The organism is Sandarakinorhabdus sp., assembly GCF_031422795.1.
GTDB lineage: Bacteria > Pseudomonadota > Alphaproteobacteria > Sphingomonadales > Sphingomonadaceae > Sandarakinorhabdus.
The window spans coordinates 1-1501 of sequence record NZ_JANPML010000104.1 but is presented as its reverse complement, the minus strand read 5'-3'; the positions used below and the strand labels follow the sequence as shown (position 1 = coordinate 1501).

The window sequence follows — 1501 nt, the reverse complement described above, 5'->3', positions numbered from 1 at the left end:
CTGACGGTGGACCTGCCGACCCCCGGCGCCCGCTACCGCGATGTGCGTTCCAGCCTGACCGGCGCGCCGGGCCTGGCCGGCACGTTGCACCGTGCGGCCCAGGTGGCGGCGCGGCCGCACTGGGCGGTGGATGTCGGGCTGCTTGGTGGGCCGGTAGCGATGGGCAATCTCACGCAGCTGGTTGGGGCCAAGGCGCCGCTTTCCGACTATCTCGGCTGGATCGCGCGCAATTTCGATGCCAGCGCCGATTGGGATCGGCTGGCGTGGGTGCGCTCGCTGTGGCCGGGGCCGCTGATCGTGAAGGGGATTCTCCACCCGGACGATGCGGCGCTGGCGGTGCAGCACGGCGCGGATGCCATTGTTGTTTCCAATCACGGCGGCCGGCAGCTGGATGGCGCGATATCGGCGGCGCGGGCGCTGCCGGCGATCATGGATCGATTGGGCGGCTGCATCCCGGTGCTGGCCGATGGCGGTGTGCGATCCGGCCTCGACGTGTTGCGCTATGTCTCTTTGGGCGCGGCCGCGGTGATGATCGGCCGGCCCTGGGTGTGGGGGCTGGGCGCTGGCGGGCAGGCCGGGGTGACGCATGTGCTGCAACTGATCCGTGCCGAGCTGGAAACCGCGATGGCGCTGACTGGTCGCACCCGGCTGGCCTGATGGCGAAATCCTCTGTATCGGCTGAGCTATGACCGACCGGTTGACCATCGCCTTTGCCCAACTGAGCGCCAGTGTTGGCGATCTTGCCGGTAATGCCGACGCCATATTGGCTGCCCGCGCCAAGGTGGCCGGGGCCGATCTGCTGGTCACGCCCGAACTGTCGGTGGTGGGCTATCCGCCGGAAGATCTGGTGTTGAAACCCGCCTTTGTCGCGGCGGCGCGCGTGCAGGTGGAACGGCTGGCAGCGGCCACATCCGATGGTGGCCCGGCGCTGCTGGTCGGCACGCCGTGGGCCGAAGACGGCCATGTTTACAACGTGATGGCGCTGCTCGATGGCGGCCGCATTGCCGGTATCACCCGAAAACATGATCTGCCCAACTATGGCACGTTCGATGAAAAGCGGGTGTTTGCCGCCGGGCCGCTGCCGGGGCCGCTGGTGTTTCGCGGCGTGCGCCTGGGCGTGCCGATCTGCGAGGATATCTGGTCGCCCGAGGTGTGCGAGTGCCTGACTGAAACCGGCGCTGAACTGCTGATTGCCCCCAACGGCAGCCCGTTCGAGCTGGGCAAGGACGATGTCCGCCTGAACGTCGCGGTGGCGCGCGTGGTCGAAACCGGCTTGCCCTTGGCTTATCTCAACCGCGCTGGCGGACAGGATGAACTGGTGTTCGATGGCGCGTCCTTCGTGCTGAATGCCGATCGCACCCTGGCCCACCAGCTGCCGATGTGGGACGACGATGTGCGGCTGACGCACTGGCAGCGCGGGCCGCAAGGCTGGCACTGCACGCCGGGTGAAATCACCACGGCGGATGACGAACTCGCCGCCATCTATCACGCGATGCTGGTT

2 protein-coding genes are annotated in these 1501 nt (G+C 67.7%); both read left to right on the top strand.

The genetic code is table 11. The features are described from left to right. Positions 1 to 657, top strand: a 657-nt coding sequence (locus RMO81_RS04010) for an alpha-hydroxy-acid oxidizing protein (RefSeq protein ID WP_310474455.1), incomplete at its 5' end; no start/stop codon positions are given. A gap of 28 nt (positions 658 to 685) precedes the next feature. Then, positions 686 to 1501: nitrilase-related carbon-nitrogen hydrolase (locus RMO81_RS04005; RefSeq protein ID WP_310474454.1), on the top strand; the 816-nt coding region annotated here is incomplete at its 3' end.